A 24,504-nucleotide genomic window follows, 5' to 3' on the forward strand; every position below is an offset into this window, starting at 1 on the left:
TTTCCTGGATTCCATATAACAGTTAAGTTATTTCATCCCCTTATTCCCTCCCCCTTACTATTTATGCATAAATTTATGCATTTTTTTATTATGATCGTTCACTTATACGATAAATTATCATCTCTATCTAAACAAAAAAGGTCAACAAATCCTCTTATTATAAGAAGCTGTTGACCTTATTTATCTACTATTTATGAATTTCACTAATTACATGACTTAATTCAGGGAGAATGAGCTTCTTCATCGCAAGTCGCACCGCTCCTGTTGATCCTGGGGTCGAAAAAACCATCTTGTCATTAATCGTTCCAGCAATTGCTCTAGATAAAATGGCGCTAGAGCCAATATCTTCTGTATAGCTTAACATTCGAAAAAGTTCTCCAAATCCATACAATTCTTTTGTAAGGAGTGGCTTTATTGCTTCTATTGTCACATCTCTTGGAGAAATTCCAGTCCCTCCATTAAGGAGAATACAATCAATTTTCTCTGATTGAACTCCTGAGATAATTTCCTGTTGAATTAGTTGCTTATCATCTTTAATAATTAAGTATTCGTGTATATGGTGGTTGTTTTGCTCTAATAGTTCAATCATCGCCTTACCACTTTTATCTGTTTCCTTTGTTCTTGTATCACTTACTGTTATAATTTTACATCCCACTTGCAAAAATTGATCATTAATATGTGATTGTTTATTCATAGCTTCCTCCGTTCATCTCTTCTTCTACTTTTTTCAAAGTATATTGTGACTTATCCACTCTATCTAATAATAAGGCTGATTTTTCTTGAGTAAATAAATGAAGCCGATGCATTGGTCTTGTCATCGCTACATATAATAGCTTTAAATCTATTTCTTCTTGAGTAAAAGACTCATTTAACGTAAAGAGGAACACTGTATCAAATTCCAATCCCTTGGAAAGATAGCTTGGTACGATTATCAAATGATTCCTTTCTAACTCTTCATTCTCTTGTAAAAATTGAACGTTGGGAACTTTTCTTTTTTGCATTTCTTTAAAGATTACTTTACATTCTTCCTCTGTTTTTCCAATGATTGCAATGGAGTGAAACCCTTCTTCCCTTAATCCATCTGCAAGTATAAGCATTCTACCCACTAATACATGCTTTTCATCATATAAATGCACAGTTGGTTTTTCACCATGACGAACAACTGGTTTCACCTTTGGTAAATCTTGATCGAGCAAATGTAAAATTTCATTTGCTAAAAACATTATTTCGATTGTTGTCCGATAGCTTTTTTGTAAGGTCATATAATTTGCTCGTGGAAAAACAGTCTGCTGTAACGCATCCCAGTTCTGTAGTCCTCTATATGAGTGTATACCTTGGGCTAAGTCTCCAACAAGGGTAAACATATCTGTCTCAAGACCTGCTTTTAATGCATAAAGCTGAAATTCACTGTAATCCTGCACTTCATCAATGACAATGTTTTTAGCTCGGTATTCTTTATCAATGCCAAATATTTTATATTGTAAATAAAACAAGGCTCCTAAATCCTCGATTTCAACTTTCCTTTGCTTCAATATCCTTTGTTGAAAGGCAATCATATAATCCAATTGCTTTTCTGTTAATGAACCCTCTGTATATTTTCGAAGTAGCTCCTTGTCTTCAAATAATCGAATATAGTACTTATATAAATCATGTGTTGGCATTGTTTTCATATATTTTCGAACAGCAATAGAAGCTTCTTTCTTGACAGTAGCTAGTCTTTCTTCCTTTGTATCCAAAAAGTAGACTACTCTTTCTTTACGTTTCTCGTCCTCTTTAATTCGTAAAGCACGATCCAGCGCTTCCTCGTATTTACCTTCCAGCTTAGTTAGAATTATTTTCTTTTTCCTTTTTAAATCTGCTTGTAAAATTCCCTTTATCTTCTCTTTCCGTTTCACCAATGGTAGATAGTCATATTCCTGCTTAAATAATCTTTCTAGTTTCTTCGCTCCATATAAAGGGAATTTTTCCACTCGAAAATCTTCTTTCGGACTCATATCCTCACATATATCGCTGAGATAATGATCCATTACCTTTTTATAAGCTAAAGACCCTTTATAACGGGAAAGCCATTTAATCATTTCTTCCTGCTTATTCCCATGGTTTATGAATGATAGGAGCTTCTTATTGGATTGAATAACTTTCATTTTCTTTCCAATACATAATAGGACATAGTCCAGATAAGTAGTTTGCTTTATCTTCTCTACGCCTAAGTCTGGCAAGGCCTCGGCAATATAGCCTATAAACATATTATTGGGGGCAATAATCATTAGCTGCTCCGGTTGAAAATATCTTGCATAGTTATAAATAAAATAAGATATTCGATGTAAGGCAATTGTGGTTTTCCCACTTCCTGCAGCTCCTTGCACAATAATCGGCCGGTTTAAATCAGCTCGGATAATTTCATTTTGTTCCGCCTGAATGGTTGAAATAATCTCCGTAAGTCGCTGGTCAGCCTTGCCGGCAAGTGATTGTTGCAATAACTCATCTGTTGTTGTTAAATCAATATCCTGATAATGGAGCAAGTTTCCTTTTTCGATTTTGAACTGTCTTTTTAAGGATAAATACCCTTCAATTGTTTCTTCATTAACTTCGTAAGCTACTTCTCCTAGTCGACCATCATAATAAACATTTGCAATAGGAGAGCGCCAATCTACTATTATTGGTTTTTGCGTATCTTTTTCGAACAGAGATGTCTTTCCAAGATAATAAACATCTTTTTGTGATTTTCCTTTCATTTGATAATCAATCCGTGCAAAATAAGGCGCATCTAAAATCCGTTTCAAAATATTTAACTCTGTTGTTGCTAGCTGTAAAAACTTACTGTTTGTTAAATAATTGATATAACTTAAACTACTATCAAGAGCTTCTTCATTACTAATAGCATCTCTTACGGTTTCCTGTAATGCACCTTGATTAATTTGAGCATCTTTTAAGACGATATTCATGTAGTTTTTTGTGTATTCAAGTCTACTTTTTTCCTGTTCCAGTTCATCTAATGAGTAATCTTCCATGTTTATTCCTTTCTCCATTTATCCATTCTCTTCCCGTTTACTTAATAAATAGCATTTTTGATAATAATGATGTGCTACTTCTGTAATAATTCTCGTAAATCGATAGTTTGCCGCAGTCCCAATTACAGCTCCGGTATGGGACCCTTTATAAAACTGAAGAAAACAAAGCTTTATTAGCTCTGTTATTAACGTATGCAACATCTTTTCTTGGACAATTTCATCGTTTCCATTATAAAAGAAACCTTGTTGTTCCTTCTCCTGCTCAATCATTAATTCATCCCAAGCTTGCACTCGGTAAGGATATGGCAAGCATCCTGCACAGAATACTTTCAATGTAGTCATAATTTCATTCGGACTATCTGCTGGTCTCCCATATATTGAAGCTAGAACCTGTACAGAGCGAAGATTGATCATAACCATGGAAAGAAAATCTCCCAATAGAAAGCCTGTATGCTTCGATGCTAATGCTCCTTGAGCGGAAGCAAGTATTCTATAATTTGCCATTTGTTTATTTGCAATTGCATGTAATTGGTCAATATTTAATTTTTTCATGTCTTTTAATGTGAAGATGGATTCATTATGTACTCTTGCTTGATGCATTAATTTTTGTGCGGTATTTCGTTGAAAGGTGGAATTAAATATGATGGCATGAAAATGAAATAGGATGTTATCAAGTGATTGTAATATTATTTGTTTATGCATATCTGGAATATAGGATAAACTGGCACTAATATAATCGGAATAAATATAAAAGAGTTTATTTGGTTGCTTGCTGATTAATTCATTTTCCCATTGCTCTATTTTATCCAAATAAAAGTTTTCTGCTTTCGATAGCATGTAATCCCCCCAGTTTCATAACGAATCATTCCTTATTTTACTAAAAGAGTCTAAGGAAAGACAATATTTTTGTTATTTCAAATTGGATTCCTTTTTTCATACAGGAAAAAGACAATCTACCTCGTATATTGTTCTACGAGTAGATTGCCTTTTAATTAATAATGATACAAACAAGATTTTTTATTTAGTTAACTTAGATACCAGCTAATCTGCAAACGTCTCTTGCAATCATTACTTCTTCATTTGTTGGAATAACCATTACTTTTACTGGAGAGTGAGGGTAGTTAATGAATGACTCTTCCCCAGAAATTTTGTTTAATGTTGGATCCCAGTAAACGCCCATAAATTCAAGACCTTGAAGGACTCTAGCACGAACGATTTCACTGTTTTCACCGATACCAGCTGTGAAGATGATTGCATCTACACCATTCATGCCAGAAGCGTATGATCCAATATATTTATGGATGTTATCCGCAAATATTTTTAGTGCAAGCTCTGCACGATCATTTCCTTCTTTCGCTTGCTCTGTAATATCACGTAAATCACTTGAGAAACCAGAGATTCCTAAAAGACCACTCTTCTTATTTAACACTTGTAATACTTCGTCAGCAGATTGATCTGTTTTTTCCATAATGAATGGAATTAACGCAGGGTCAATATTACCAGAACGAGTTCCCATTGTAACACCAGCAAGTGGAGTGAATCCCATAGAAGTATCCATGGACTTTCCGCCTTCAATAGCAGCAATACTTGCACCATTTCCTAAGTGACATGAAATTAAACGTAATTGATCAATAGGACGACCTAATAATTCAGCTGCACGTTGAGAAACGTACTTATGGCTTGTCCCATGGAAACCATATTTACGAATTCCGTATTGCTCATAATATTCATATGGAAGGCTGTATAAATAAGATTTTTCAGGCATTGTTTGATGGAACGCTGTATCAAATACTGCTACAGCTGGAACATTTGGTAATACTTGTTGGAAAGCAGTAATACCAGTTAAGTTAGCTGGATTGTGTAAAGGTGCTAATTCAGATAAAGTATCAATTTTAGAGATAACATCATCTGTAATTAATGCTGAATCAGCAAATTCTTCTCCACCGTGAACGACACGATGCCCAATTCCTTCGATTTCATCTAATGATGCAATAATACCTAACTCTGTTAACTTTCCTAAAAGGATTTTAACAGCAACATCATGATCAGGAATTTCTGTAATTTCTTGGATTTTTTCACCGTTAACGGAAATATTAAAAACAGCATCATTTAATCCAATGCGCTCTATTAAACCTTTTGTAATTACTTCTTCACTTGGCATTTCGAATAATTGAAACTTTAATGAAGAACTACCAGCATTAATCGCAATAATTTTTGCCATAAAATGTTTTACTCCCCTTTTGTATAACAACTTTTTATTTACTTTGTCTGACATTGAACAGATCGAATCATACAACAGACAAGATTTACTTGTTTCAGTTTTTCATTAAAACATTCTACTAGAAACATTTCAAGCACATTATGCCCAGTTATTCATTTTTTTTTGGATTTTCGTCGATTTTTCAAAAAAAAGACAAATTTTTGTCGATTTCCTACTATATAATAGAGAGTATCTGTTTTATAACAATAATTGATTTACCCAGAAAATTTTCCGGTTAATCTTTTTTATTTGTTTGAATCCAAGTATCCAATTCACTTAAAACTTTTTCCATTGCACGCATATTGGAGAAGCTAGGCACGTTTGCAAGTAATACTTGCTTCGGTGCTACTATATTATTCCCCTTTTTCTGCAGAATCAATATACTTTTTGCCGACTGTTTATTTTTGAAAAGCGTTTCTGGCAATTGCATAATCCCCTGTATGTGTACCTCTTCTTTAATATAATCATGAAGATTGGCTGCTTGTTCTGATTCAAATAAATTATTTGGTATAACAAAGAATGCATAGCCGCCTGGTTTGACATAATTCATGCTCTGTTCAATAAATAAATGATGTGCATATGTATGCCCATTATCTGATTTGACTTTAAATTCATGGGAACGAACATCATTCGGATAATAACCAACTGGTAAATCACTCACAACTACATCTACTGGATCAATAAATAAATGCTCTAAACTATCTTGGTTAAAGAATTCGATTTGCTGTTCCTGTAAATTTGCATTTACTAGTGCTAACTGTAATAGCAAGTCATCAATATCCACACCGTAAGCAGCTATATTCTTTCCTTGCTGATGATTCATAACAGTTGTTAATAAATTTCCTGTTCCAACCGCTAAATCTAATAAGCGCAGTTCCTCTTTCGCCCAAAACTTTTGCACTAAATAGCCGAAAAGAATCCCAATAGAATCAGGTGTCATTTGATGATTAGGCTGTGTATTTTCTTTCATCCCTTTTAAAATGACAAGCTGAAAAGCTTTGCGAATTTCTTCTTTCGTGTATTTAGCCAATTTGATTCCTTCATACGACTTTCTTAACCTTTTTTTACTTAGTTCACTCAATTCTTCCTGTAAAATTGCTGATTGAAAGATATTCTCTCCGGTTAAAGCTAATGATTCTAAATACGTATATTCTAATTCTTCTTGAATGATTAATGCTGTTTCATTAAATACTGTAAATAATTCTTCTACTGGAGAAATGTTCATCTATTATCACCTATTTATTGTAAATTTCTAAGCTTAATAATTCCGTTAAAATATCCTATCTCCAAATTTGACGAGACTTGGATATGAGAACACAGCCAAATAAAAAGAGCCTGTCCTTTATATAGAAGGCCAAACTCTAGCTTATCATACGGTTAAAAATATAACCAGATAATCGATTGTATTACCTGCAATTTATTATCATTACTTCGTTGCTTTCACTGCCGCTATTGCTGCTTCGTAATCTGGATGGTTACTACCTTCGCTTACATATTCTACATATGTAACAGTATCATTTGTATCAACAACAAAGATTGCGCGTGCTAACAATCGTAATTCTTTCATTGCCACACCATATGCTTCCCCAAAAGACAAATCTCTATGGTCAGATACCGTAATAACATTTGCCAAACCATTAGCTGCACACCATCTTCTTTGAGCGAAAGGTAAATCAGCACTAACTGTTATTACCTCCACATTCTCAAGTTTAGCTGCTTCCTCATTAAATTTTCTTGTTTGCGTGTCACAAACACCTGTATCAATAGAAGGGATTACACTAAAAAGACGAACCTTTCCCTTTGAGCTTGCTAACGTTACCTCTGACATATCATTTGCTAATACGGTAAAATCTGGAGCTTTGTCTCCAACTTTCACTTCATTTCCACTCAATGTTACCGGGTTATGTTTAAATGTTACCTTTGCCATTCTTTCTCCTCCTTTTTTGATTTAATCTTATGTAATTACTTCCATCATATCGATAGTTCCTTCTATTTGCAAAAAAAATGAACTTTTTATACACCTGCATAAAACTCATTATCCTACAAAATGAAACGAGTTCACTTTTATTTGTGAACTCGCCTTCTTGCATACATTATACTAGTAGGAGCATCTCCTGAATTAAAATTCAATATCTTCTTTCTGTTGCTGACCTTGAGGTTCACTGCTTGAATCAGATGACGAATCTTTCTTTGCAAACATTTGCTGGATTTTATCGACAGCTTGTGGGGCAATATCTAGTATTTTTTCGTATAGATGAGTACTTTCATCTAAATGCACCATTTTTACTCCCTGAGCATTGACAATAAGAAAAGCAATTGGTGTAATACTTACTCCACCACCACTACCTCCGCCAAAAGGATGCTTTGTTAATGAATCATTTAATGAATGATTTTCTAAGGTGAATTCACTTCCACCAGCAGCAAATCCAAATCCCACTTTCGATACGGTTAAAATAACACTGCCATCAGGTGTTTCGACTGGATCGCCAATAATCGTATTGACATCAATCATTTCTTTTAAGTTTTCCATTGCGGTTGTCATTAAGCCTTGAATTGGATGATCTGACATTTTCCCATTCCTCCATTGTTCTATTGTTTATTTGGAATAGACGTTTCGTTTGTTTTAAACTTAGGAAAACCATCTTTCCAATATTTCACCAGTTTAATTCCTGCCATCATAGCATGCCCTATCCGAAATTGAATCATACAAGAAAATAAAGTTTCAGAAGCAACTCCCTGAAATTGTGGATAGATGTTGATTTTTGGCATATTCTGAAGCTTCATATAATTACTTATAATGCCAATAATACTCCCTTTAACAGCCCAAATAGCACCAGAAACCATGCCAGTATGGGCTGCATCACCTAATCCAACAATAGAACTCCATTCGATGTTCTTTATCGTTAGTTTTGCTAAAAACGCCCTTACTATGCGATGAAATTGAACAACATGGTTTAATACTTCTTTTGAATTAGATAAGAAATTTAATAAATCAGAGGCAGAAAATTGTTTCGTTTCCTCAATGGGTTCCTCCTTACCTTTTATTTCTGATTCCTCTTTCATCACCAACGTTGGAGAGTCATCATCTATTTTTATAAGAGGGATTGTTTTTTTGTATTTTATGAGTCCAAATAATGCTCGAACCTCTATTTTTAAATCATCATTATCTTTCTTATGATAATAGCGTATATGTATCGTTAATTTTAAAAAACATAAGAAAACAAGCACTAAAAAAAGAGCACCAATAATAATTCCAATTATGGCGAGAACTTTCACTCTGGCAACACTTCCCTTCAGCTTATTATTATTGGATAAAATATGAAAAAATAAACCTTTTTCTAAAGGATTCTTTTTAGGGGAAAGATACAGAAGACATAAAAGAAAAAGGTCGATAACAACATCTTTTCCTGTTGTTATCGACCTTTTTTGAATTATCGATCATGAATTACTGTTGTATCAGCAAACAAATCATGAATGCCTTGTTTCTTTGGTAAAAAAGCAACTAAAGCATATAAAATAATAAAGCTGCCAGAGATAAATCGACCAATCCATTCACGGAAAAGGATAGTATCCCATGTTAATCTTTCTTTGTTTATCGGTACTACCTTTAAACCAAAAATCATTTTCCCTAACGTTTGTTTTAAAAACAATGTCATTAAAACAAAGTATAAGTAAAAAGTAATGGCGGTACAAATGTTTACCGTAGAAAAAATACTTGATTCATGTAATGGCACATCTACTAGGCGTAGAATGGGATAGATTAGAATACGATTAACGCTCGATACAATAATTATATCTGCTAGATAAGCCCAAAAGCGCATCCAAAAGCCGGCATATACATATGAGACTTCGTCTATAGGATTCATCTTAATATCTTCAGCATTCGGAGTTTGTTCCTTCCAATCAACGCCTTCATTTAACGATACAGTTGATTCGGACATTTTAACTTCCTTCATTGAAGCTTCTGATTCTATATTATCGCGATCATTACTCATTTATTCCCCTCCTATTCTGCATATAAATACATTAGTCGAGGTGAGTTAGCATTGGTAACAATCTTTAATATATTGGCTAATTCTTTATCCTCACTTGTGATTAATTTTTTCGCAGTCATTCCAAACAAGGAACCAAATCCAGTATTATCTGTATATGAAACAACCGCAGCATCTTTTAATTTATAGTCCGTTTTCATCTGTTCTACTACATCATCAAAATAACCAAAATCATCGATTAAATTTAAATCTTTTGCTTGTCTGCCATCGTAGATTCGCCCATCAGCAATTTTTTTCACTTCCGCCTCTGTCATACCACGCCCGTCAGCAATAACTTTAACGAATCCAGCGTAAGAATTATCAATTAATCTTTGTAGAATCTCTCTTTCATCTTCTGTCATTTCTCTTGTAGAACTCATGATATCCTTATATTTTCCACTCTTGATAGTAACAAACTCTACTCCGTACTTTTCAGCAAGACCTTCAAAATTATATCCACTCATAATAACTCCGAGTGAACCAGTTAACGTTTCCGGACTAGCAAAGATTTTATCAGCAGGTGCAGAAATGTAGTATCCTCCAGAAGCTGCCATTGATCCCATAGATACATAAATCGGTTTCTTCGATTCTTTTTGAATCTCAACTAATTTATCATGTATCTGTGCACTTTCAACAACTCCACCGCCTGGAGAATTCACTTTTAAAATAACCCCTTTTACACTGGGATCCTCTTTTATGTAATCTAATTTTTCGATAAACGAAGAATGATTATAACCTACAGACGAAAAAAGTGATTCAGCATCTCCTGTATCTTGAATCGTTCCAGATACTTCTAGTACAACAATTTTCTTAGAGAAATCTCCATCTTCTATGTAATCTTCTACAAATGGCCCTTCCCCTTCACTAAGAAATTGTCCAAATAAATCTTCAACATCCGTTGTGAATGCAACAGATACCATACTGGTAATAATGGAAAAGACAAAAATAATACCAGCTATCCCTAAAGCTGCCCAACGTTTTCCACTCATTACTTATAACCCCCTATTATTTCTTTCTATTCCTTATACGTATAAATACCGATATTGTTTCAGGAAAATGTCGGATTACTTAAATAGGTTCATTAATTTCTATTAATATTATGCTATCCCTTTCGCCTGTTGTTGCTTTTTTGAATTAGAAAATAGTTTTGTTTGTGAAAGGGAATAAAGGCTTAATGCACTCCAAATAAATATAAATGCCAATAAATGAGAAGTTGTAAATGGTTCATGATAGACGAATACACCAAGTATTAGTGTTAAGGTAGGTGTTACGTATTGAATAAACCCTAGCATCGACAGCGGAATCCGTTGTGCTCCCTTTGCAAAAAACAACAATGGCACTGCTGTTAACACTCCTGAAAGGATTAATAAGAAATCTAGACTTCCAGAAACAGCTAAAAAAGCATGATCTCCTTTTATAAATAGATAGCCAATAAACAGTAAGGCAAATGGCGTAATAAACATGGTTTCTAACGTTAACCCTACATCTGAATTAATTTTGATTAATTTCTTTGTTAATCCGTATAGCCCAAATGTTAGTGCCAAAGATATCGCAATCCATGGAAATGCTCCATGAGCGAATGTAATAATACAAACTCCGATTGCTGCTAAACCAACAGATACATACTGAATTTTAGATAATTTCTCTTTCATTACAAAGATACCTAACAATACACTTACTAATGGATTAATATAATATCCTAGACTTGTTTCGATTATTTTATTTGCATTTACAGCCCAAATATAGATAAACCAGTTACAGCTAACCAAGATAGAGGCAATAAACAGCATGATTCCCTGTTTCTTCTGATGCTTAAAGGAACGCAGGGTTTGATAAAATAAATTCCATTTACGAGTAAAAGTAAGTAAAATACACATAAAAATAAACGACCAAAAAATTCTATTTGCAAGAATTTCATCTGCCCCTACACCTTGCAGATGCTTCCAATATATCGGAAAAAGCCCCCATATTAAGTATGATATCCCTGCAAATATAACTCCTTGTCGAACGTCGTTTTTCTCCATCTTCATCGCTTCTTTCTATATTCGAAATATTCCATATTATATATATTTTTCTGGAAGCTGGCAATCTTTTTTAGAAATCTTTGTAAAATATTTAAGCAGAATACTTTCCATTACAATCAAAAAGATTAGGGAATAAGCCTAATCTTTTTGATTGTTTCACTGTAATCGTTCATACATTATTTCATTGCCAACAATCGTTTTTGTTACTTTTATTTTATCAATATCATACGGATTCGCTTCAAATATATCTTTATTCAAAATAGTAAAATCCGCCAAATATCCTTTCTCGATTTTCCCTCGATCTTCTTCATGACAAATGGCATAAGCACTTCCATTCGTATATAGACTCACCGCTTCATAAACAGTTAATGCTTCTTCTGGAAGATATCCATTTCCTTGTTTATCGTCTTCATTTGATCTAGTAACGGCTGCTTGAATCCCTAATAAAGGATCTGCGCTTTCAATCGGTGCATCTGAACCACCTGCACAATGCAAACCTTCTTTTAATAATGTTTTCCATGCATAACAATAGGCAAGATTTTCTTCACCCAGTCTATCTATTACCCACGGAAAGTCAGAAGTTACAAAGCTAGGTTGGATATCTAATATTAACGGCAAGCCTTTCATACGTTCGATTAAATCCTTGCGTAGCATCGTTGCATGAATAAGACGATCTCTACCAAATCCTTGTAATGGATGTTTTTCAATAGCCTCTAAAACCATTTCAAAAGCTTCGTCCCCAATTGCATGGACGGCAATTGGGACTTCCTTCCCTCTCGCCTTTGCTACTAGTTCATTTAATTTTTCTTGTGTAAAAATACGTACTCCACTTGTTGAGGGATCATCATGATACGGTCTACTTAACAGTGCCGTTCTTCCTCCAAAAGCACCATCAGCAAAAATTTTCATACTACCAAGTTCAACCCATTCGGATCCACCTAAATATTTTCCACCATCATTTATCATTTCTTCAAATACTTCATGGTGAACAAGTAAATGGGCTCTAAATAGATTTCCTTCGTCTTCTACTATCTTTTTATATGAATGATAGGTTCCTTCATAGCCATGATAGTAGTTTAAGTCTTCTGTATGAGCTCCAGTAAGTCCTAATCGGTAGGCGTCCTTAATTCCAGCTCGCAATGCTCTTTCCACATATTCATCTGTTACCTTAGGCAATACATTAGTGATTAATTCTTGTGCTTGATCTTTAAATACTCCAATAAGATTTCCAGCTTCGTCCTTCTCAATAACACCACCAAATGGAGCTGGAGTATGATTTGTAATATTGGCAATTTTCAAAGCGTATGAATTTACTGCAATCGCATGCTTACATATTCGATTAAGGAGAACTGGATGGTTTGGAACGTGCTGATCAATATCTTTAGAAGTGAGTACCTGTTGCTCTCGCCACATGTTTTCATTCCAGCCATCTCCAATAATCCATTGCCCCTCCTCTATATCCTTGGCATAATTAGCGAGCAATTGTAGAGCTTCTTCTTTTGACATGCAAGTAGATAAATTTAATCTTAAGAGTTTCTCCCCATGACCGACTAGATGCATATGGCTATCTACAAATCCTGGAAGAAGCACGTCATCTTTTAAATCTATTTTCTCTTGAATACGTCCTTCATATTTTTCTTCTAAATACTTTTTTTCTCCATAATCCACGATACACTGCTTCTCTGTAAAAATAGCTTCAACCATATGCCCTTCCTCTTTAAGCGTGTATATTTTCCCACCATAAATAAGTTTCCCCATGCAGATTCTCCCGTAGTTCTTATTTTCTATCTTTTATAAAAAGGACACTATTTTTAGTGCCCTTTTTAGCTTCCAGCTTCTATTTTAATTTTTTTGCTGTTCTTTCTCCCTTAATTCCACTCTTCTAATTTTCCCTGAAGTTGTTTTAGGCAATTCTTCCATATATTCGATTTTACGAGGATACTTATATGGAGCCGTTAATTTTTTCACATGTGTTTGTAGCTCTTTTGTTAATTCTTGCGTTCCTTCCATTCCATCTCGTAAAACGATAAACGCCTTAACAACATTTCCTCTAATTGGATCTGGACTAGCAACGACTGCACATTCTTTAACAGCCTTATGTTTGACAAGTGCATCTTCTACTTCAAAGGGTCCAATCGTATAACCAGAGCTTATTATAATGTCATCTCTTCTACCTTCAAACCAAAAGTAGCCATCTTCATCTTTTTTAGCGCGGTCACCAGTAATATAGTAATCTCCACGGAACTGATTTTTCGTTCTTTCTGGTTCTTTTAAGTATTCTTTAAATAGTGCTGGAGTATCTTTATGAACTGCGATATCGCCAACTTCACCAACCGAACAAATTTCGCCTTCTTCATTGATAATTTCCACTATATTTCCTGGCGTCGGTTTTCCCATGGATCCAGGACGTAATGCAACTCCCTTTGTTATTCCAACTAATAGAGTATTTTCAGTTTGTCCATATCCATCACGTACATCCAGTTGGAAATTATCTTTAAATACATCAATTACTTCTCTATTTAGTGGTTCTCCAGCAGAAACAGCACTTCTTAGTTGATTTAATTGATACTTTTGAATATTTTCCACTTTCGCCATTAAGCGATACTCTGTTGGTGTGCAGCAGAATACATTCACTTCATATTTCTCTAAAAGCTGCAGATATTTTTCCGGGTTAAATCTGCCGTGATAAACAAGTCCAGTAGCACCAGAGCCTAATACAGATAAAAGAGGGCTCCAAACCCATTTCTGCCAACCAGGACCTGCTGTTGCCCATACTAAGTCACCTTCTTCAATATGGAGCCAATTTGGTGCTGCGGTTCTTAAATGTGCATAAGCCCATCCATGAGTATGTACGACACCTTTTGGATTACCTGTTGTTCCTGATGTGTATGAAATGAATGCTGTATCAGTCTTAAGGGTGCTCACTAGTTCCAGTTCATCCGAAACCCCACCTGCCCGCTCATCCAAATACATCCATCCATCTTTTGCCTCACCTAACACAAAACGTTTAATCGTATGTATTTCTTCCACTAATTCTAATTCCTCTAAAAATGGATAGTAACTAATAACCCCTTTTACCTCTCCATGCTTTATTCGATATTGCAAATCTTTAGCACGAAGCATTTCTGAACTCGGAAGTACCGTTAATCCTAATTTTAAAGCGGCTAAGTATACCTGATAGGCTTCTATTATCCTTGGAACTATCACAAGGACTACATCTCCTTTATGTAAGCCCTCTTCTTTAAAGACATTTCCTATTCTATTTGCTGCTTTCATTAAGGAGGAATAAGTAACTTCTTTTGTCTCGCCTTCTTCATTCTCCCATTTTAATGCAAGTCTATCTGGATTTTGGGCAAATTTTTCAATCTCCGAAACAAAATTATATTGTTCTGGAGCAATTAAATCCTCCGTCCGCATATTTATTCTCCTCCTATTTCTTAAAGTAAATACTTAACCCATTATACTACCCTATCTCCAATTTTTGAATTAATTAAATTTCGCCCCTGTAATGGTTTTACTTTAAGAAGTGTCCAGCGCCCTTCTAAAGAAGTATTTCTGCATTTATGTAATAGTTCTTTCTTAACTTTACATTGAAGAAAGAGCAAGGCATGATACCTTGCTCTTTGTAGCCATTATTATTCAATTATTTAGAGAAACCGCCGCCTAATTGTTGTTCAGCCATTTGTACTAAACGTTTTGTAATCTCACCACCAACAGAACCGTTAGCACGAGAAGTTGTTTCAGCACCTAAGTTTACACCAAATTCAGTAGCAATTTCATATTTCATTTGATCTAGAGCTTGAGAAACTCCAGGTACTAATAATTGATTTGAATTGTTGCTGTTTGCCATGTGTATCACCTCCTTGTGATAATAGAATGTGTAATACACATGGCATTCATTCGTTTTAACTACTGGTAATTCTTCACAAAATTAAGGAAAAAATTGTATTTAAACAACGTTCCATTTTCTGAGGACATGTAAATCATGTCCTCCATTAACATAGTTAAAACAGTCAAATTAAAAAAGAGAATCGGTTTCCGTATTAATCTTTTTCTCTTCCCTAGTAAGGATAATCGTTTCCACATTATTAACTGCTTCTTCAATCAATGGCTCAAAATCAGTAAAGCTTTCATAATATTGTATTTTTTCTTTTTTTGGTTTGGTTTTTGGAGAAGCTGGTACAAACACCGTACAGCAATCCTCATATGGACGAATAGATATATCATGGGTATCAATTTTCTTTGCCCACTCAATTATTTCTGTTTTATCCGAAGTAATTAAAGGTCTTAAAATTGGTGTATTCGTCACATCATTTATCGCATACATACTTTCCAATGTTTGACTAGCTACTTGACCTAAGCTTTCACCCGTTATAACCGCAAGCGCTTCATTTCTTCTGCGAATTTCATCTGTTATTCTAAGCATAATTCTTCTCGTTGCAGTCATCGTATAGTTTTCTGGAATTTGCTTATGAATAAGCTGTTGAATAGTAGTAAATGGGACAATATGCAATACAAAATGACCGTTAAAATTAGCAAGCTTTTCCGAAATATCAATTACCTTTTGTTTCGCCCGCTCACTAGTAAACGGAGGACTAAAGAAATGCACTCCTTCTACTTCTAATCCCCTCTTCATGGATAAATATCCTGCAACTGGACTGTCTAATCCTCCAGATAGCATTAGCATCGCTTTCCCACTCGTTCCTGAAGGTAGTCCCCCTGCTCCAGCAATATTTTCACATGAAAGATAAATTGCTTCTGTTCGAACTTCTACCTGGACATTTATATCAGGTTTTTTAACATTTACTTTTAAACCAGGTATATTTTTTAGTAAATGTCCACCAATTTCTTGATTAATTTCATTTGTATCAAGTTCGAACGCTTTATCAGCGCGTCTTGCACTTATTTTAAAGGTATTTCCTTCCTTATATATAGACGAAACAATATCAAAAGCAGCTGCTTTTATTATTTCGATATTCCTTTCTAACTTTATTGCCGGGCTAAAGGATTGAATACCAAAGATGGTTTTAAGAACTTTAGAAATTTCCTCTGCATTCTCTCCATTCAATAAGACGTACATTCTTTCTCTTTTCGCTTCAATAGAAACAGCTGGAAATCCCTCAAGAGACTTCGCAATCGTTCGCTTTAATTTGTCTACGAATTGTTTTCTATTTCTCCCCTTCGTAGATAGCTCTCCATAACGTATTAAAATACGATCATATTTCACTTCATTACCCCTCTCAACCATTCCTTGCTATCTTTTATAGCAGCAATTACTTGTTTCATTTCTTCCATTGTATTTTCATAGGACAAACTAATTCGAAAGGAGCTTTCGGCAATTTGTTCTGGTACTCCAATTCCTAATAGTGTTTTACTTATTTTATTTGTCTTAGATGAACATGCACTCGTAGTGGAAATATAAATATCGTGCTCCTCTAATGCGTGAACAAATACTTCCGCTTTTATCCCTTCGATTGAGAAATTAAGAATATGAGGAACACTTTTTTCTAGTGCAGGCGAATGGATAGAGATACCTTCTATCGTAGCTAATTGTTCTCGTAAATAAACATTTAACTGTTTTAAGATAGTTAGTTTCTCCTTTTGATTTTGCAACTGTAACCGTAACGCTTTTGCAGTAGCAACTGCACCAGCTACATTCTCCGTTCCACTTCGAAAAGTATTCTCTTGCCCTCCACCAGCCAATAATGGCTCGATTCTTTTTCCTTCTTTTATATATAAAACCCCATTCCCCTTTAAGCCATGAAATTTATGAGCAGAAAGGGTATAAGCATCAATCTTAGCCTTCTTTAATGAAATAGTTTGTTTTCCAATTCCTTGTACACCATCTACATGAAAAAATATATTTGGATAATCGGATAATAGATTACCGATTTCCTCAATTGGCTGAATAGATCCTATTTCGTTATTCACATGCATTACAGAAACTAAAATGGTTTCTTTGCGAATATTTTTACTAATATCCTCGACTGAAACTTGTCCAAATTCATTGACAGGAATATAGGTAATCGAAAAACCGTCAGCTTCTAATTGTTCCATTACTTTATGAATAGAATCATGTTCAACTGTAGTCGTTATAATATGATTTCCTTTTCCTTTATAAGTACGAGCAATTCCTTTTAAAACGGTGTTATTTCCTTCTGTCCCACCTGAGGTAAAATACATTTCATTGCTTTTTACTCCTAAAAGCCCTGCAATTTGTTCTCTTGCTTGTATTAACAGTTTCTCGGATTCCATCCCAATTCGATGGATTGAAGATGGATTTCCGAAATATTTTTGAGATACAGTCGTATAAGATTCGATAACCTCTGGAAAAGGCTTGGTCGTTGCACTATTATCTAAATATATCATTACATGGGAAGTTCCTTTCCATTATAAAAAAATCGTTTTTTCTTTTCTAACTAAACTTTTCATTATTTATGATTAGTCATTATACAAACCTGGCTTATCCCAAATTATTGGGCAAGAAGTCCCACTGATTGAAGTTTCACTTTATTATGCTATCATATGTTAAAATTTTTGCAAATAAAAGAAATAGTTCTCTAATTCCTTCAAATAAAGGGACCCCATTCTTGTATATAATAGGGAAACCTCTTCCCTTTCATATAAAAAAGTCTGAGTTATTTCCCCAGACTTTTTCTACTAATTATGGATTTGAATTTTCATTTTCTTTCCATTCATGTGACCAGGCTTCCATTTTATTCGAACTTCCTGGCTCTATTTCTTCGATTGTTGCTGCAGCACATTGTAAAGCTTCCTTATAACGATAGTTTCTAAAATGCGCTTCTGCTTCTAATAAACCTTGATTAACGGCTTGATAATGGCGACGATATCTGTTTCCATATTGAATAATTTTCTCTGCTAAATAAACTGTTTCGACTAATTCAATCGTTGCATTTACTAGCACCGTTACCTTTTCTTCTGTTACATCTATTCTCTTCTTCACTTCCACCATATTTAATGGTGTTCTCTCTAACATTATTTTCGCTTCATCGATACTTTCTTTTGCTTCTTGAACCAGCTCATTATATTCGTCTGTCACACCTGGTAAGTTACTATTAGTAACTCTTCTAACCGCATCTGTCACTTGTTTACTTAATTCTCTAATGCGGTTGTGTGCAGAAACTTCATCTTTACGAAGATCATGCAGCTTTTCAAATAAAGCTTTTTGTTCGATAGAAGCATTTTCTAATTGTCCTTTTAGTTCCTTTAATTCTTCTCCCAAAAGAGTATGTGCTACTGATTCTGTTAGAAGCTTATGTTCTAATACTTCATATTGCTTATAAAGATGATTTAATTTCTTCTCAAGCTTAAACTGCAGCTCAATATCCTCATTATCTAGATTATAGTTATTCCGTAATAACCCAACTTCCACTTGCAATTGTGCGTTTCCTTGCTGGACATCCGCTAAGATTTCCTTTGTTACGTTTATATTGTTATTACAATAATTTTTCGCAATCACTTCTTTTTCCAATAAATCGTATAGTAAATCCAGCTTCTCCTGGATTTCAGAAATCACCTTTTCTACCGCCTCAACATTTCCTTCCTTCAAATCATTTTCAGTCGAAGCGAGCTCATTTGTTAACTTTTCAATCTCTTCTTCCATTTGCAAATGTTCCAAAATATATCCTTGTTCCAACATATCGATATAGCCATCTTTTAACTCATCAAGTTGTTCTGGCAATTTTGTCTGACATTCAATAAGTAATGGAGGAATTTTTTCTAGAAGATAAGTAATTGTTGTTAAACGATCTTGGATTTTATAAACAATCTCTCTAGCTTCCAAATAATCTCCATTATTTGTTTTTTCATCATACGTTATTAATAATTCTGCAATTTCAGTAAGCATCATTTCAATCTTTTTCTCTGTATCTCCAAAAGTATGACGGTGAGCTAAAAGATTTTTTTTGCTGACACGATAGGATTCTTTAAGTTCTTCCATTTCCGTTCTGTTCTTTTCTTCACTACCAACAAGATTATTAAGTTCTTCAAGTATGGTATCAATTCTTTTATCGACACTTTCCATCTTCATGTGAATCGTTTCTTGTGTCTTCTTCGCTTTGGGAAAATTATATTTATCTATATAACTTTCTGTATCAAAAAGTAATTCCTCAATTTCAGGTAATTCACTAACAACAATATCGTCCCATTCTTTTCTCCATCTTTCAAAGAGCTCTTCAGTCTGTCCAATCATATTCAATTGTTTGACTTTCGCAAGTTCTTCTAGTACTGGACGATTCATTATGTTTATTTTCCAATTTTCTAATTCATCAACACCGTTATAATATTTTCTTTTAATAAAATATCCCGCTACAAATAGGCAAATAACTAAACCTATTCCTCCAATTATGTAATTCATTTGAAGCCCCCTGTTCATACACCGGCCATAATTCCGTATCTATTTTAACTAATGTTTATCCAATTTTAAGGAACAGTAATCCAATAAGTTAAATGCGAAGGACTAACTGCCGTAAAAAAAACGTTTACGTCCAACAAATCCATTCAAACACAATATGCTAATACGTTAATGGTTATCTTCCTTTATGTAAGTAAATTTCTTTGTATTTATGATAACATGTAAACGACAATTTTTGACTATTATTTTATGTTTTTTTCATAATTTCGTACACTTTTTTCAAAGTTTAATAGATAACTTATATTATATAAGTTTTTTCCCAATATAACACATATTACTACTTCTTTATTAATCCTCCTGCTATATTAAGTATATTATCGAGAATAAAATGAAATGAAAGGTGGTTAATACGATGAAGAAAGACGGACATATCCATACACCATTTTGCCCACACGGAACGAAAGACTCTCTAAACCAATACGTAGAACAGGCAATTGCTCTAGGATTCACGGAGATGACATTTACAGAGCATGCCCCCTTACCGAAAAAGTTTATCGATACAACACCAACACAAGACAGCAGTATCACGATAGAAGATTTACCCTTCTATTTAAAAGAAGTAGATAGTATCAAAAAAGAATATGATGCGATTATAAAGATAAATGTAGGACTTGAAATTGATTATATTGAGGGATTTGAGCTAGAAATAAAAGACTTTTTAGCACAATGGGGACATTTTTTAGACGACAGTATTTTAAGTGTGCATTTCTTGAAAAATCCTTTATCTAATCACTATGATTGTGTCGATTATAGTCCTGAACTTTTTGGACAGATGATCGAAGAATACGGGGGAATTTCAAATGTATATAACTGCTATTATCAAACACTTTTGAAATCACTTAAAGCAGACCTTGGTCCAAACAAACCAAAAAGAATCGGTCATATGACACTAGTCCATAAGTTCCAACAGCTTTACCCTGTTGATAAAGACTTTCAACCCCATATTTACACCATATTAGATGAAATGAAAAAAAACGGATATGAGTTGGATTATAATGGGGCAGGTGTTAACAAGCCCTACTGCAAAGAACCATATCCTCCAAAGTGGATTGTGGAAGAAGCAATAAAACGAGATATCCCCTTAGTATATGGTTCTGATGCTCATCAGGCAAAGGACCTAGGACAAGGCTGGGAAGTCATGTTATGGAATAATCGATAATTCTTTTTCATTTAAGCAAACAACATCATCTATCCATAGATGGATTTCTTCGAGGTATTTTCTTTTGAAATATTCTTCATTCAAAAAAACATGGAGAACCTCGGTCAAATAGAAAGAATGAATAAAAGGCATCGAGAGTAGTCCTTTTAATTGGATAATACTATAGGAAATAGACTGTTTCCTGAACTCTTTCCTTTCTATTCCTTTTTCAAAAATTTGTGTAAAGATATACCTTTCTTTTACATAATAGGTGGACATGATTTCTCTCACAACTTGTGAATCAATTGTAACCTCTCGTAAAATAAATCTCGTCAATTGAGGATTACTACATTGGTAGGTGATAATGCAGTTCACCATTTTTTTTAATTTTTCTCTCGGACTAACTGATTGTATAAATACATGTTCTAGCTGTTCTAAATAGTTCTCAAAAAAGTTCATATAGCAATACTCTAGCAATCCCTGTTTCCCATTAAAGTAATAGGAGATATTTGCTGTATTTACATTAGCTAATCCAGCTATATCTCTGATAGAAGTACCATGATAGCCTTTCTGATTAAATAAAGAAATGGCCGCTTCTACAATGGCTTCCCTTGTTGAAATTTCTTTCATCTGGCCTTACCTCTTTTCTATTGCGTATCATTAAAAAGTATGGTTGAATTATTAAAAACTTCTATTTATTAGAAAGACTGTTTTTCAAGGAAGAGTGTGTATTTCAATAACCAGTATTTATAAACAGCCATTAAAAGCTCAAATATTCTATTTATTACACTTCTTTATAAATTGGAAGAATCCTTTAAAAGAATACCGACAAATTATGGGGTTCTTCTCTATTTATCGTCAAAAAAACAACATAAAAAATGAGAAAGATTGGTGATATACATGTTTAACGTCGAAACATATAAAGGAAAGCGTGAAGAACAGTACCAATTAGTTGAAAAGCAATTACGTGCTTTATTAGAAGGAGAACATAATACAATAGCAAATCTTTCTAACGCATCCGCATTATTAAATCAATTTTTAGAAAAGACTAACTGGGTCGGCTTCTATCTTGTTGAAGGTAATGAACTTGTACTTGGACCATTCCAAGGATTACCTGCATGTGTCCGCATTCCATTCGGAAAAGGCGTATGTGGTACCGCAGCTCTTAATAAAGAAACAGTACGCGTAGAGGACGTCCATCAATTTCCTGGACATATTGCCTGTGATGCAGCCTCTCAATCAGAAATTGTTATACCCTTATTGAAGGAAGATGGGACTTTAATCGGAGTCCTTGATATTGATTCTCCAGAAAAAAATAGATTTGATGAGTTAGACCAAACTTATTTAGAGCTATTTGTTTCCACATTAGTTAAATATTTATAATCTAAATTTAAAAAGGTGTTCTACCCTTTTCACAAAAGAGGTAGAACACCTTTTTATTCGCTAACAAGAAGCGTATTTTGAATCACAACCTTGTCTTTTCCTGTTTCTTTCGCAATATATAAAGCTTTATCTGCACGTTTAAAAATTGTATTATACGTATCTTCACTTTGCTTATTCCAGTAGGAAACACCACATGATATGGTTACAGATGGCTTAGAATGATTTCTTACCTTTTTCACTAATCTTTCCGCAATCGTAACACCTAAAGAAAGAGGTACTTTAGGCAGGTAAATAGCTAACTCTTCTCCACCCCATCTGGAACCAACATCTGAGCTTCGAATATTTTCTTTTACAATATTCGCCACCTGAATGATAATTTCATCGCCAATTTGATGCCCGTAAGTGTCATTTATCAATTTAAAATCATCAATATCGATTAAAATAAATGTCCCCTCTTTATCATCCAATAAGGATCGCTGAATTTTCTCATCCAAATAGCTTCTAGAATATAGTTTTGTTAAGTGATCTGTAACAACCATTTTTTCCAATTCCTCTCTTAACAAAGAATTGGTTAAAGCAAGAGTTGAATGATGAATCAATGATTGTAGTAGTTTAAATGTATCAAAGGAGAAATGATATTCCTCGGGATGCATTACGATAGCAAATCCCTTTAATACCCCTGTTTGCATCATTGGTACAGCCATTATAGACTTATATTGTACATCCTCAAGCTGCATACTGAAATCTCCTAAAAACAGAGAATCCTTTTCGATTTGAATTTTCTTTTTGAAATAATCAATATATTTAATAGATTCTGGCTCAAAAAAGAAAGAAGAGCTCCCTAATAATACTTTTGTTGAATCGTTTTCAAGGGAAAATAGGATAAATCCTACTTCTTTTGCATCGAAACTTGCTGATATTCTTTCGCAAATATAGGTCATCATTTCATTCAAACGCAAATTAGAATTTAATTGATCAGACGCCTCATTAATTAATTGCAAATCGGCAACCAATTTTTTAGACTGTTGATACAGCTGAGCATTTTCCAATGCTCCTCCAGCCGTATTAGCTAATAAGGAAATAAACTCCACTTCATTTCTTGGAAAAGAGATAACATCTGGAACTATTATTTGTAAAACACCGTATACTCCTTGTTTACCTTTTAACGGCGCATAGATAACAGAACTTTTTTCTTCTTTTAAATTTTCAAATTGTAATTCAGCAGTTACATATGCTTCCATAGCAGCCATGTTCTCACTGTCATATTCCAAGTCCTTTACCGGCAAATCCATCGGACTATTATTATCATGTGATAACAAAAGATAGTAATAATAAGATGGATATACTTCTTTTAACGTGAAAATAACCTCTCGCAACACATCTTCCATCTTCATTGATGAATGAAATTTCTCTGTCACTTTAAATAGCTGCTTATATTTTCTTTTATCTTTATCCGTGTCCACTATATTTTGCATATTTCTAAAAAATATCCCGACTTCTTTTCCCACTACATCAAACAAAGAAGTCTCTCCATTTGGATTATCCAATAATTCCTTCTGAATCTTGATCGCTAAAATATGATCAACTTTTTCCTTACTCTTTAGAGCTAACATCATATAATCATGTAACGGATCTCCCTTAATGGATGATCGATAAAAATGATGTTCACATGCAAAAGAAAAATTATCCTTTACACAGGTATTCTTCCCTAAACATTCCTTCTTTTCAGTGGAAGAAACAATACTCCAATTCAAATCCCATTCTTCACTTGTATATAGAGTGACTTCATTTGCATCAAATACTTCTTGAATCACTTGGAGTGCTTCTTGGATAATTATTTCATAGTTTTCATTTATCAATTTGGTATCATATAATTCAAAAAAACGACTTTTTAATATTAATATCTTTTGGTGGCCAAGGAAGTCCATGTATTTATCACCTAATTCACCTAACTATTCATTCTTTGATCTATTAAATAATATTTCTAAACAGAACTACGAAATAAATTTAAAAGGCTGTTTTGTAAAGTTTTATGCGATAAGAGCCAGCAGCCTGAATACACCTATCCTTGTGGAGTCTATGTGTATTCAGGCTACTCCGTCTTTCTAATTAATCTATTTAACCATTTTCTTTTATTCTTTTGTTATTTTAATGATACCGCAATTATAATACTTTTCTGTTTATTTATAAATAGATGCTCCGTTAGAAAGTTGTTCAAACCAA

General features: G+C 33.9%; 21 protein-coding genes. 2 read left to right on the forward strand and 19 right to left on the reverse strand.

Annotated elements, in window-relative coordinates; all coding sequences use genetic code 11:
* Positions 1 to 187: 187 nt before the first annotated feature.
* From NYE52_RS15980 to ezrA, 17 genes are all read right to left on the reverse strand, one after another.
* Complete coding sequence (locus NYE52_RS15980) at positions 188 to 694, reverse strand: MogA/MoaB family molybdenum cofactor biosynthesis protein (protein ID WP_251629115.1); 507 nt, start codon at positions 692 to 694, stop codon at positions 188 to 190.
* Positions 687 to 3,029, reverse strand: coding sequence for an RNA polymerase recycling motor HelD (gene helD / locus NYE52_RS15985; RefSeq protein WP_341193972.1), 2,343 nt, complete (start codon positions 3,027 to 3,029; stop codon positions 687 to 689). The genes NYE52_RS15980 and helD overlap by 8 nt, the downstream gene beginning before the upstream one ends.
* Positions 3,030 to 3,848, reverse strand: coding sequence for an EcsC family protein (locus NYE52_RS15990; RefSeq protein ID WP_341193973.1), 819 nt, complete (start codon positions 3,846 to 3,848; stop codon positions 3,030 to 3,032).
* Between the two features lie 193 nt (positions 3,849 to 4,041).
* Positions 4,042 to 5,232, reverse strand: coding sequence for an acetate kinase (locus tag NYE52_RS15995; RefSeq protein ID WP_341193974.1), 1,191 nt, complete (start codon positions 5,230 to 5,232; stop codon positions 4,042 to 4,044).
* Positions 5,233 to 5,506: 274 nt separating this feature from the next.
* Complete coding sequence (locus NYE52_RS16000) at positions 5,507 to 6,496, reverse strand: class I SAM-dependent methyltransferase (protein ID WP_341193975.1); 990 nt, start codon at positions 6,494 to 6,496, stop codon at positions 5,507 to 5,509.
* A gap of 201 nt (positions 6,497 to 6,697) precedes the next feature.
* Positions 6,698 to 7,198, reverse strand: coding sequence for a thiol peroxidase (gene tpx / locus NYE52_RS16005; protein ID WP_341193976.1), 501 nt, complete (start codon positions 7,196 to 7,198; stop codon positions 6,698 to 6,700).
* A gap of 192 nt (positions 7,199 to 7,390) precedes the next feature.
* On the reverse strand, positions 7,391 to 7,840 hold the full coding sequence (gene ytfJ / locus NYE52_RS16010; protein ID WP_251629103.1) for a GerW family sporulation protein: 450 nt from the start codon (positions 7,838 to 7,840) through the stop codon (positions 7,391 to 7,393).
* A 20-nt stretch (positions 7,841 to 7,860) separates the two neighbouring features.
* Positions 7,861 to 8,547: a DUF2953 domain-containing protein gene (locus tag NYE52_RS16015; protein ID WP_341193977.1), complete on the reverse strand. Its 687-nt coding sequence runs from the start codon at positions 8,545 to 8,547 to the stop codon at positions 7,861 to 7,863.
* Between the two features lie 155 nt (positions 8,548 to 8,702).
* Positions 8,703 to 9,266 carry an RDD family protein gene (locus NYE52_RS16020; RefSeq protein ID WP_341193978.1) on the reverse strand — a complete coding sequence of 188 codons (564 nt, stop codon included), beginning with the start codon at positions 9,264 to 9,266 and terminating at the stop codon, positions 8,703 to 8,705.
* Positions 9,267 to 9,277: 11 nt separating this feature from the next.
* Positions 9,278 to 10,291, reverse strand: coding sequence for a signal peptide peptidase SppA (sppA, locus tag NYE52_RS16025; RefSeq protein ID WP_341193979.1), 1,014 nt, complete (start codon positions 10,289 to 10,291; stop codon positions 9,278 to 9,280).
* A 108-nt stretch (positions 10,292 to 10,399) separates the two neighbouring features.
* Positions 10,400 to 11,326, reverse strand: coding sequence for an EamA family transporter RarD (rarD, locus tag NYE52_RS16030; protein WP_341193980.1), 927 nt, complete (start codon positions 11,324 to 11,326; stop codon positions 10,400 to 10,402).
* A gap of 156 nt (positions 11,327 to 11,482) precedes the next feature.
* A complete protein-coding gene (locus NYE52_RS16035) occupies positions 11,483 to 13,084 on the reverse strand; it encodes an amidohydrolase (protein WP_341193981.1) in 1,602 nt (533 codons plus the stop codon).
* An 84-nt stretch (positions 13,085 to 13,168) separates the two neighbouring features.
* A complete protein-coding gene (mbcS, locus tag NYE52_RS16040; RefSeq protein WP_341193982.1) occupies positions 13,169 to 14,743 on the reverse strand; it encodes an acyl-CoA synthetase MbcS in 1,575 nt (524 codons plus the stop codon).
* A 226-nt stretch (positions 14,744 to 14,969) separates the two neighbouring features.
* Complete coding sequence (locus NYE52_RS16045; RefSeq protein WP_341193983.1) at positions 14,970 to 15,176, reverse strand: alpha/beta-type small acid-soluble spore protein; 207 nt, start codon at positions 15,174 to 15,176, stop codon at positions 14,970 to 14,972.
* A 168-nt stretch (positions 15,177 to 15,344) separates the two neighbouring features.
* Complete coding sequence (gene thiI, locus NYE52_RS16050; protein ID WP_341193984.1) at positions 15,345 to 16,553, reverse strand: tRNA uracil 4-sulfurtransferase ThiI; 1,209 nt, start codon at positions 16,551 to 16,553, stop codon at positions 15,345 to 15,347.
* Positions 16,550 to 17,695 (reverse strand): cysteine desulfurase family protein, encoded by a 1,146-nt coding sequence (locus NYE52_RS16055; protein ID WP_341193985.1) that lies wholly within the window; start codon positions 17,693 to 17,695, stop codon positions 16,550 to 16,552. Before NYE52_RS16055 ends, thiI begins: the two co-directional genes overlap by 4 nt.
* Positions 17,696 to 17,990: 295 nt before the next feature.
* Positions 17,991 to 19,703, reverse strand: coding sequence for a septation ring formation regulator EzrA (gene ezrA, locus NYE52_RS16060; protein ID WP_341193986.1), 1,713 nt, complete (start codon positions 19,701 to 19,703; stop codon positions 17,991 to 17,993).
* A gap of 409 nt (positions 19,704 to 20,112) precedes the next feature.
* Here ezrA and hisJ point away from each other — a divergent pair, with 409 nt between their 5' ends.
* A complete protein-coding gene (gene hisJ, locus NYE52_RS16065) occupies positions 20,113 to 20,919 on the forward strand; it encodes a histidinol-phosphatase HisJ (RefSeq protein WP_341193987.1) in 807 nt (268 codons plus the stop codon).
* On the opposite strand, the gene refZ is transcribed toward hisJ, so the two are convergent.
* Complete coding sequence (gene refZ / locus NYE52_RS16070; protein ID WP_341193988.1) at positions 20,902 to 21,528, reverse strand: forespore capture DNA-binding protein RefZ; 627 nt, start codon at positions 21,526 to 21,528, stop codon at positions 20,902 to 20,904. The genes hisJ and refZ overlap by 18 nt on opposite strands.
* 270 nt (positions 21,529 to 21,798) lie before the next feature.
* On the opposite strand from refZ, the gene NYE52_RS16075 reads away from it, so the two are divergent.
* Positions 21,799 to 22,281: a GAF domain-containing protein gene (locus NYE52_RS16075; RefSeq protein ID WP_341193989.1), complete on the forward strand. Its 483-nt coding sequence runs from the start codon at positions 21,799 to 21,801 to the stop codon at positions 22,279 to 22,281.
* Between the two features lie 53 nt (positions 22,282 to 22,334).
* Here the strand turns inward: NYE52_RS16075 and NYE52_RS16080 are convergent, their stop codons facing one another.
* Entirely contained in the window at positions 22,335 to 24,209 is a 1,875-nt protein-coding gene (locus tag NYE52_RS16080; protein ID WP_341193990.1) for a sensor domain-containing diguanylate cyclase, read from the reverse strand.
* Between the last annotated feature and the right edge of the window lie 295 nt (positions 24,210 to 24,504).

It is taken from the genome of Niallia sp. FSL W8-0635, assembly GCF_038007965.1.
GTDB lineage: Bacteria > Bacillota > Bacilli > Bacillales > Cytobacillaceae > Niallia.